Origin of the sequence: Salipiger sp. PrR003 (genome assembly GCF_010500785.1) — a bacterium.
GTDB classification, from domain to species: Bacteria; Pseudomonadota; Alphaproteobacteria; order Rhodobacterales; family Rhodobacteraceae; genus Salipiger; species Salipiger pacificus_A.
In genome coordinates this window covers 1-8,024 of record NZ_JAAGOV010000094.1, presented here as the reverse complement: position 1 = coordinate 8,024, position 8,024 = coordinate 1, and the positions used below count along the sequence as shown (strand labels likewise).

The window sequence follows — 8,024 nt, the reverse complement described above, 5'->3', positions numbered from 1 at the left end:
AAGTCGTGGCTCGGGCCATGCGCCGGCTCGGAGGTGAAGCTGGTCTCGCCAGCCACCCAGGTGCCTGCGATCAGGTGCTTGCCGTGCGGGGTGAAGACGGATTTGTCGAGCATCGGAATGTCCTTTGTGCTGTCGTCGCCCGGGAAGGGCTCGGCGTGGATTCTCAGATGGTATACCAGTCTCGGTGCGATGGACGTCAAGGGCGGTTTCCCGCAACCGCCCGGGAAACGGTCTTCTCGCCGACTTTCTGATATGGGCGACCTCGTCGCACTCTCGAACAGGCTCCCCGACCCCCGGGCTGCTTTGCGCTCCGGCGGCTGCGACCGCTTGGCAAACGGAGGGACTCCAATGCGTGGCCGAGTCCCGATCCGCTGGCATCAAGGCACCTCCTTGCGCGCCAATCACGGCTCTCAGAAGCAAGCAGCGCGGCTCCCGGGGGAAGCCGCGCTGGTCTTTGCTGGCATGGTTCGTTGTCCGAAAGGGGTGCGCCCCGCAAGGCGGGGTCCCCGACGTGTTCAGACAGATCGCCCCCGGCCTTGGCCGAATCTGGTCGCTCGGGCTAGCGCGAGTTCCTGTCTTCTCCCGTTGTGTCTGTAACGGCGAGGATCAGGATCGCGATCACGATAAGAGCGGCCAACCCGACGATAAAGATATCGATGGTCATGGCAGCCTCCTTCAGTGCTTGGGATTGGAACGCCGCATCCACCGAGCGGTTCCGGAACGGAATGTCGCAGTTTCGTGTTAAGCTCCCGTAAACGGACGAAAGGCAAGATCATGCTCATCTCGCTCTCGGACCTGCTGACCTGGCGCCTCACCGGCGGCGAGCGGGACTTTGTACTGCAGGACCTGCTCTTCGACCCCGACGGGCGCAAGCTGGCTTGGGCGATCGTCGCACCGGCGGGTTTCACTGCGGCGGAGCGGCTGCTGGTCACCGCCTCCTCGCTCGGCCTGCCCGAGGCCGAGGATCGCAGCCTGCCGCTTTATGTCACCGAGGAGGAACTGCAGCGCGCGCCGCACATGCAGGGCGGGCGCGAGGAGATGTTGGCGCTGATGGCGACCATGCCGCCGATGGTGGTCGGACCTTTCGGCTCGCCCTATGCGCCGCTGCATCTGGACGCGCAGGAGCCGCAGACCGATCCGCGCTGGCAGGCAGCGCTGGAGCGCTACGAGAGTCTCGCCGATTGGATCGGCAAGCCGGTCTTTGCCCGTGACGGCGAGGCGGGGCGGGTGAGCGACCTGCTCTATGATGCCGCGCGCGGCCGGCTCAGCCATATCGTGGTCGACAACGGCAAGTTCTTCCATCACGAGCGGCGGGTGGTGCCAATGTTTGAGATGGTCACCCATGCGGATGAGGCCCACGGCGGGCACATCGTTCTGGATCTCTCGCTGGTGCAGGTCGAGACCGCGCCCAAGGTCGCCGACATGGTCGCCGCCTGAGACGCCTGGGATGGACGCCTGAGACGCCTCAGCGGTTCATGAAGCCGGGCAGCGCCGCATCCGCCTCGGCGGCCTCGAGCTGGCAGATGGCGTCGCGTCGCGCCCGGGCGGCGGCGACCAGCGCGCGAAACAGGCGCCGGTGCGCGCGGCGGTAGACAAGGTACTCGGGGTGCCACTGCACGCCGAGCGCGAAGGGGTCCGTCAGCCGCTCGACCGCCTGCACCATGCCGCCGTCGTCGCGACCGGCCACCCGCAGGCCTTCGCCCAGGCGGTCCACCGCCTGTGAATGCAGAGCATTGACCCTCAGGCAGGCCGAGCGGGCAGTATGCGCGAGCAGCGTGCCCTGCAGAACGTCCACCTTCTTGCGCGGCAGCACGGTCCGGTAGCGGCGCGAGGGATGCACCGCATAGGCGTCGCCGTGAAGCGAGCCGCCCAGCACCACGTTGAGCATCTGCGCGCCACGGCAGATGCCGAGGATCGGCAGGTTGCGTTCGAAGGCCCCGCGGAGCACGTGCTGCTCGAGCGCGTCGCGGTCCGGGTCGAGCCGGACATCGAGTTGCAGCTCGCCGCCGTAGAGCGTCGGCTCGATGTCGTCGCCGCCGCCGATCACCACGCCGTGCACCGACTCGAGGTCGACCTCGCGGTGCCCGGTCTGCCAGCGCAGCGCCCTGCCCCCGGCGAGCCAGACGGCGAAGGCCATGAAGGGAAATACGCGCCAGCCCGAGCGGCGCGAGACCGTGACCCCGATCAGAGGCCGCACAGCCCCGCCCCCTGAAGCATGCGCTCCACCCGGAACGACCAGTCCATGCGGATCGAGGTGATCGACTGGCGGTGGTCGCGCCAGGCCGCGCAGAGCCGTTGCAGCAGATCGGCGTCCCCGGCCACTGTCTCGACCAGCACCCAGCGGTTCCACTCCTGCGCCAGCGTCCAGCCGGGCTCGTCGATGCGGCAGTCCGGCAGGCGCCAGTGAAAGGTCGGGCGCGGCGAAACCAGCTCCATGTCCACCGCCGCGGCGACCCGCGGCTCGTCGATCTGCGCGAAAAGGCAGAGCATGTCGAGACCATGGTTCCGCGACGGCGCGACCGCGAGGTAGGTGTCGATCAGCTCGGTCATCGTGGCAGGCGGGGTCTCGGCGGCGAGCCGGTCGACCAGCGCCCGCGGATAGGGCGCGACCCAGGTCATCACCCGGCGCGAGAAATCGGTGCCGGCGGCGCGCTTGAGATAGTCCTCGAGCAGCGCATGGGCGGTCACCACCGGCATGATGTCGGCGTACCCCAGCGACACCGCTTCTGGGTTGAAATGTACCCCGAAGGCCGAGAGCACGCCGGTTCCCGTGCCTTCGGCCCCCGCCTTGCGCAGCGCGACAATGGCGCGGTCGAACTCGGCGATCTGCGACACCTCGATCGGGTCGCTCACGATCTCGACCGGCACCACGGCACGGGCGAGATCGCGGATTTGCCCGCCGACCCCGTCATGATCGAGCCGTTCGAGCGGCTGGCTGTCGAGATAGACCTCGAAATCCCCCATGCCGCCGCCGCTCACCGTCCAATGGCCGCGCCTTTCCTCTCGGGTCGATCCGCCGAATTCCTTGGCAAGGATACGGGCCACCTGCGCCTCGGTGAGGCCAGAGAATTCGATTTCGACGCCCACGCGCCGCGGCTTGCCCTCGGCGGTCTTGGGCCGGGGCAGCGGCTGCGGCGTGTCGAGATCAGAAATCCGGGACATTGGGGATCGCCTCTGGGGTTGTCGGGTCGGGAGTGAATTCCACCAGCGCAAAGATGATGTGCACGCGATAATCGCCCGTCTCGGTCCAATCTTGTTCGAGCGTGCCACCGAGCTGGCTCGAAAAGGCCTGCATGAGCTTGGAGCCGAGCCCGGCGATCTCGCCCGGGTCGCGCGGCGCATTGGTCTCGCCAGGCACCTCCCTGCGGGCGGAGTTGATCACCTCGAGTTCGGCCCGGCCGCCGGTCAGCCGCGCCAGGCGGATCGACACGCGGGTCACCCCGTCGGGCCCCGGCCCGGCGTATTTCATCGCGTTGGTCATGGCCTCGGCGGTCAGCAACGACAGCGGCACCGCCTGGTCGGGCACTGCTTCTATGTCGTCGGCGGCGATGGTCAGGTTCACCCTTCGCCCGCTCACCTCGGACATCTGCTCCATCTGCCCGACGAGGTCCTTGAGCAGGTGCCCGGCGTTCACATGGCCCAGGTCCTCGGTCTGGTAGAGGTTTCGATGAATGGTGGCGAGGCTGCGCACCCGGTCCTGCAGCCGCTGCAGGATGGCGCGGGTCTCGTCGTTGCGGGACTGGCGGATCTGCATGTTCATGATCGAGGAGATGAGCTGCAGGTTGTTCTTCACCCGGTGGTGGACCTCCTTGAGCAGGATGGTCTTCTCACGCAGCGCGTTCTCCTGCTGCGCCTCGTCGCGCAGGATCGCATCCGCCATGTCGAGGAAGTCGTCCTCCATGTCCGCAAGCTCGGCGGGCATCGCCTCGTCGCGCACCGCCGGCACCCGGCGCGAGAGCGCAAAGGCGCGCATCCGGCGCGAGAGCCGCTTGATGTGGCGGATGACCAGCCGGTTGACGGCGAGGAAGGCGACGATCACCGAGGCCGCCCACATCATGAAGGGCAAAGCGGCAGCAACGAAGGCGAGCCCGTTGACACTGATCGCCTGCGCCTCCGCGTTCTCGCGGCTCCAGATGCCGACCGCATGGATCATCCCCGGCACCAGCGGCGCAGCGGCATAGACCCGCGTCTCGCCATCGGCGCTGCGGGCGGCGAAGCTTTGCGATTTGGGACCGACGAGGCTCTTGAGATCGAGATCGGCAGGCAGGATGTTTGCGACCTGGTCGATGTCGCCGCGCGAAGTCAGGATCTCGCCCTGCTCGTTGATGGTGATGAGATCGTGGAAATCGTTGGGTCCGGGCGCGTCATGGCCGCGCGGCAGCAGCACCGAGGGCACCGAGAGCAGCACGTGGCCCGCCAATTCGCCGCCGATGAAATAGGGTTGCGCCACGACGATCACCGAGCGTTCGCTGATCGGCCCGCGGCGATTGAGCCAGGCCGTGGCGCCCGGCTGGTCGACGATGCGCATGAGCCGCGGGAAGTCGCGGGCGTTCATCTCGACCCCGCGCGAGTTGCACGAGACATCGCCGTCCAGGGTCATGATCCCGGCAAAGCTGTAGCCCGGCGACGCACCGAGATAGCCCGCGAGCTGGTCCGAGCAGCGTTCGGGGTCCTCGAGCTTCTGTCCCAGCGTCGCGCCGATCGCCTGCGCCCCCCCCTGCGCGCGCAGCACGGTCTCGCGTTCGCCGAGGGCGGCGGCCTCGGTCAGCGCGACCAGGCTGAGCTGGGAGCGCAGGCGGGTTTCTTCCGCAAGCTTGCTGGTCTGGAAATATGCGACCACCCCGATCGGCACGAGCGCCAGCGACAGAAACAGGATGATCCGCGCGGCCAGACCGGTGGGCCTTTGCCGCCAAACGCCCGCGACTGTTTTCATGACACCTCTATCCGATCTGCCCGCCTGCCGGACCGGCAGGATGCGCGCCCTGCCATGTTCCGGGTCATTTCCAACGCCCCGAGGGACGCCCTTCGTCACTTCTTCCCCGTGCCGCCGCCCCCGGCCTCAGCCAAGGGCGCCACTGGGCCGCGCGCCCGACACGACGGCCATGGTCGCCTGGTCGGTCATCTCGAGCTTGTCGTGCTCGTCGAGTTCGAGCAACTCGGCAAGCCGCGCCCGCGCCCGATTGACCCGGCTCTTGATCGTCCCGACGGCCACGCCGCAGGTCTCTGCCGCCTCTTCGTAAGAGAACCCCTGCGCGCCGACAAGGATCAGAGCTTCGCGCTGTTCGTCGGTAAGCTGGACAAAGGCCCGGCGGAAATCGTTCATCTGCAGCCGACCGTCGTGAGCAGGCTTCTCGGACAGGCTCTCGGTGAAGATGCCTTCCGCGTCCGAGACCTCGCGCCCGGCCTTGCGGCGGTTCGAATAATAGGTGTTGCGCAGGATGGTGAAGAGCCAGGCGCGCATGTTCGTGCCCTGCTCGAAGGTGTTGATCTTGGTCCACGCCTTGACCAGCGTGTCCTGAACCATGTCGTCTGCCAGCGCGAAATTGCGCGTCAGCGAGAAGGCGAACGCCCGCAGTGCGGGAAGATGGGTGACGATCTCGTCACGAGGATCCGCGCTCATGCACTGGCCCCGCCCGTATCGTCGCCACCGGCGCCACTCTGGTCATCCTGCGCGCGCAGCTGCGCGATCAGGTCGAGAAACCGATCGGGTACCTGTTCTTCAAGCATGTCTTGGTAGACACGCTTGAGGTTCTCGTCGATCGCCTCTGCCTCTTTTGAATTCCGCCCCGATTTTACCATTGCCGCCGTATGATCCTTGCCTTTGCAGTACGCAATTTCTGCATATATCTTTGCCGTATCAGGGAACCAATGCCGAGGAGCTGCGTTTGGTTCCCGAGAAAAGCGAAAAAAGGACGTATTCATGACACAGGGTGATTTGGGCCAAACCATTGGCGCGGTCCTTCCCTACCTCCGCCGTTACGCGCGCGCGCTCACCGGCAGTCAGACCTCGGGCGACAATTACGCGGCAGCGACCCTTGAAGCGATCCTTGCCGACCGAAGCGGCCTCACCGGCGCATCCTCGCCCAAGGTGGGGCTGTTCCACGTCTTCCACGGCATCTGGGCCAGCACCGGCGCGCCGATCACCGAAGAGGACGAAGGCCCCCGCGCCACCGCGCAGGCGCGGCTGAAGACCCTCACCGCCAACAGCCGCGAGGCGCTGCTTCTGCACACCATCGAGGAGTTCAGCCTCGCCGAAGTCTCCGAGATCATGCAGATCGCCGAGTCCGAGGCCAGCGAGCTCGTCACCCTCGCCCGCCGCGAGATGGCCGATGCGGTCACAGGCCGCGTGCTGATCATCGAGGACGAGGCGATCATCGCCATGGACCTCGAGAGCATCGTCGCCGATCTGGGTCACCGGGTTACCGGCGTCGCCCGCACCCGCGCGGGGGCCGTCGATCTTGCCTCGAAGGAGACACCCGATCTGGTTCTGGCGGACATCCAGCTGGCCGATAACTCTTCGGGCATCGACGCGGTGAACGACATTCTCGGCGCACTCGGCGACCGGCCGGTGATCTTCATCACCGCTTTCCCCGAGCGCCTGCTGACCGGCGAACGCCCCGAACCGGCCTTCCTGATCTCCAAGCCCTACTCCGAGGAGCAGGTGCGCTCGGCCGTGAGCCAGGCAATGTTCTTCTCTTCGACCGAGACCCTGAAGGTCTGACAGTTCACCCGCGCCTTGCGGAGATGGAGCTATGAAAAACCCCGCCACAGGCGGGGTTTTTCTTTGCCTCGATCTTTACGCGCCCGTTGGTTGAATTGCGCAGCTCATGAAGCAGCGGGCCTTTGGTGGGGCGGCCCCGCCGGCCGCCCCCGCCCCTGTCAGGCCTTGCGCACGAAGCGCATGATCAGCGTGACCACGAAAAGCACCAGGAAGATGAAGAACAGCACCTGAGCGATGCCTGCCGAAGCGGATGCGATGCCGCCGAAGCCGAAGATTGCGGCCACGATGGCCACGACGAAAAACAGGAGTGCCCAGTAAAGCATTGTCGTTTCTCCGATGATTTAGAAAGTTGTGTTAGCTGGCCAGAGATCAGCCAGAGATCAGACCGTGGCGCGCGAGGATTTGGGACCGGCGATCAGCCAGATGATGAAGCCAAGCAGCGGGAGCACGATGATGAGCAGCGTCCAGAGCACCTTTGCACCGGTGCTGGCCCTCGAACCGAGCACCGAGACGATGGCCCAGATGTCGAGCACGAGGATGATGAACCCCCCGATTCCAGCGAATTCCATGGCGAACCCTCCTTTGGTCGCGACTGTGGTGTCGTTCCGGAGCGCACGTCTCCCCCGGGCCGGCGGCAAGCCCCCGGCGCCGCGGGAGAGCTCCCGCGCGATCCGATCAGTTTGATGATGTCGGCACGGGGAACGCATCTTGCGCCTCGCCGTCCCGTCTCATGTCAAGAACACGCAATGAAGAAAAAGGTTCCGCGCGGTCAAACTGCCGCGATCTGCCGCCCTGTCCGACTCGGCGCAGCGCGATCCGAAACGCCAGGAGGAGAGGCGCTAACACGGGCCGCCCCCGGCCTGTGCATCAGCCGGTGCATCAAACTGTCACAGCCCGGCCTGCTTGCAATTGCAGGGGTGCGCGCGGTTCGAAACGGTCCGTGACGTTACGTAACCACATTGGAAACCATCGCCTTTCTTTCCAACAGGCAAAGTAATTTACAAAATGCTGCGGCGCAGGGCAAATGATTTACAAATAAAACCATAGTTTACCGAGGCTTATTTAATTCTTTGCGAACTGCGGTATGATGGCGTCAGGGATGGACAAGGTCGCCGCGCGACTGTGGAGAAAATTGGAACGGTCCAGGGCTTGGTCGAAAGACCCCGCCCGCGACCTCAGGGAGGACATCATGAAAGACGACGCCCAGACTGCGAGCGCCGGGAGCTACGCCCCGTCCGCGGATTTCGTGGCCAAGGCCCATATTGATGCCGCGCGCTATGACGAGATGTACGCGCGCTCGATC

The 8,024-nt window shown here is 65.8% G+C and carries 9 protein-coding genes; 2 read left to right on the top strand and 7 right to left on the bottom strand.

Going from position 1 to position 8,024, the window contains the following annotated elements; all coding sequences use genetic code 11:
• Positions 1–774 precede the first annotated feature (774 nt).
• Positions 775–1,437: a PRC-barrel domain-containing protein gene (locus G0D83_RS28085; protein ID WP_164197793.1), complete on the top strand. Its 663-nt coding sequence runs from the start codon at positions 775–777 to the stop codon at positions 1,435–1,437.
• A 28-nt stretch (positions 1,438–1,465) separates the two neighbouring features.
• Here G0D83_RS28085 and G0D83_RS28080 read toward each other — a convergent pair whose 3' ends face one another.
• The 5 genes from G0D83_RS28080 to G0D83_RS32895 form a co-directional block, all read right to left on the bottom strand.
• A complete protein-coding gene (locus G0D83_RS28080) occupies positions 1,466–2,197 on the bottom strand; it encodes a gamma-glutamyl-gamma-aminobutyrate hydrolase family protein (protein WP_254694451.1) in 732 nt (243 codons plus the stop codon).
• On the bottom strand, positions 2,185–3,162 hold the full coding sequence (locus tag G0D83_RS28075) for an amidoligase family protein (protein WP_164197792.1): 978 nt from the start codon (positions 3,160–3,162) through the stop codon (positions 2,185–2,187). The genes G0D83_RS28080 and G0D83_RS28075 overlap by 13 nt, the downstream gene beginning before the upstream one ends.
• The gene (locus tag G0D83_RS28070; protein WP_164197791.1) at positions 3,146–4,933 is read right to left on the bottom strand and encodes a sensor histidine kinase; all 1,788 of its coding nucleotides are present in this window, start codon (positions 4,931–4,933) and stop codon (positions 3,146–3,148) included. The genes G0D83_RS28075 and G0D83_RS28070 overlap by 17 nt, the downstream gene beginning before the upstream one ends.
• A 126-nt stretch (positions 4,934–5,059) precedes the next feature.
• Positions 5,060–5,620: an RNA polymerase sigma factor gene (locus tag G0D83_RS28065; protein ID WP_108965136.1), complete on the bottom strand. Its 561-nt coding sequence runs from the start codon at positions 5,618–5,620 to the stop codon at positions 5,060–5,062.
• Positions 5,617–5,922, bottom strand: coding sequence for a NepR family anti-sigma factor (locus G0D83_RS32895; protein ID WP_370457336.1), 306 nt, complete (start codon positions 5,920–5,922; stop codon positions 5,617–5,619). The genes G0D83_RS28065 and G0D83_RS32895 overlap by 4 nt, the downstream gene beginning before the upstream one ends.
• Here G0D83_RS32895 and G0D83_RS28055 point away from each other — a divergent pair.
• Positions 5,921–6,721 carry a response regulator gene (locus tag G0D83_RS28055; RefSeq protein ID WP_164197790.1) on the top strand — a complete coding sequence of 267 codons (801 nt, stop codon included), beginning with the start codon at positions 5,921–5,923 and terminating at the stop codon, positions 6,719–6,721. The genes G0D83_RS32895 and G0D83_RS28055 overlap by 2 nt on opposite strands.
• 158 nt (positions 6,722–6,879) lie before the next feature.
• On the opposite strand, the gene G0D83_RS28050 is transcribed toward G0D83_RS28055, so the two are convergent.
• Positions 6,880–7,044, bottom strand: a complete 165-nt coding sequence (locus G0D83_RS28050; RefSeq protein WP_108965133.1) for a DUF1328 domain-containing protein — start codon at positions 7,042–7,044, stop codon at positions 6,880–6,882.
• Positions 7,045–7,101: 57 nt separating this feature from the next.
• Positions 7,102–7,290 carry a PLD nuclease N-terminal domain-containing protein gene (locus G0D83_RS28045; RefSeq protein ID WP_108965132.1) on the bottom strand — a complete coding sequence of 63 codons (189 nt, stop codon included), beginning with the start codon at positions 7,288–7,290 and terminating at the stop codon, positions 7,102–7,104.
• Positions 7,291–8,024: the final 734 nt, after the last annotated feature.